We start from the raw sequence: 768 nt of genomic DNA, 5'->3' as shown, positions 1-768 counted from the left end.
CTGTTGCTTGAGGGAACCTCTAAATCATTGCCACTATCGTCAAACTCTGCTTCAAATGTATCGGCTTCATTACCGGCATGGTCCGTAATCGTTGCGGTTAAAAGACGCTGGTAAAAAACCTCATGAACAGGTTTGTCTCCCACCTTGACCACAATAAAAGGGTGTGTACGCATTAATCCCATAACCGCTTCACCATGCTTTGGGGATTAGACAACACAAATTCAGGCAAAATGACCTTTAAGCCCCGCGGTAAAAACACACCATATTTGGCAATCTCTGGATTAGCTTCCAGTGTGGCTTCTAAATAACCGTTTAGTGCCCCAACTTGCCTCCGGTCTCTGAACACTGCCATGACATGGTGAAAGCAAAGGAGATCGAGGCTCATATCCTCTAGCTCTACAATAACATGCTTTTCTGGTATCTTCATAAAGTTTGTCCCACTTGGTATTGTCCCACCTGGTATTGTCCTTGTGGTTTTCCGCCATTAAAAAAGGGCAAGAGCGTAATGGAATAGCGGATGCGCTGGGATTGACCAGAGCGACTGATATAGTCGTGGTCTTTATTGATCGTGGTGATTACTACGGATCCATGGAGAAGGACACTATAGGTCGTATCATTAATCCAACGAAGCATCTGGACAGGCTTTGCTCTTCGAATAGTTGTAGTGATGGCATCTATCGCTACCCGATCACCAAATTCTTCTGGAAACCAAACTCCATGAATGGTCTTTGCATCATTGCCATAGCCGGTAAATTGCAAACTGGGTGC

2 protein-coding genes and 1 pseudogene are annotated in these 768 nt (G+C 45.1%); all 3 read right to left on the bottom strand.

What is annotated here, in order from left to right; genetic code table 11:
* Nucleotides 1-173 (bottom strand): annotated as a pseudogene (locus ACFIK0_RS09340) (late control protein); the annotation flags it as partial.
* Nucleotides 173-427, bottom strand: a complete 255-nt coding sequence (locus ACFIK0_RS09335) for a tail protein X (protein WP_375632034.1) — start codon at nucleotides 425-427, stop codon at nucleotides 173-175. The gene ACFIK0_RS09335 and the pseudogene ACFIK0_RS09340, both read right to left, overlap by 1 nt.
* Nucleotides 424-768 (bottom strand): phage tail protein (locus ACFIK0_RS09330; protein WP_375663900.1); only part of this gene is annotated, 345 nt, incomplete at its 5' end. The genes ACFIK0_RS09335 and ACFIK0_RS09330, both read right to left, overlap by 4 nt.

The organism is Bartonella sp. CL63NXGY (assembly GCF_042194905.1).
Taxonomy (GTDB): domain Bacteria; phylum Pseudomonadota; class Alphaproteobacteria; order Rhizobiales; family Rhizobiaceae; genus Bartonella.
The sequence above is the reverse complement of the archived record's forward strand: the minus strand, read 5'-3'. Positions and strand labels throughout refer to the sequence as shown.

What these genes read in the sequence shown, in the direction of transcription:
- ACFIK0_RS09335 (WP_375632034.1), bottom strand. Translation starts at nt 427, where the DNA reads ATGAAGATACCAGAAAAGCATGTTATTGTAGAGCTAGAGGATATGAGC.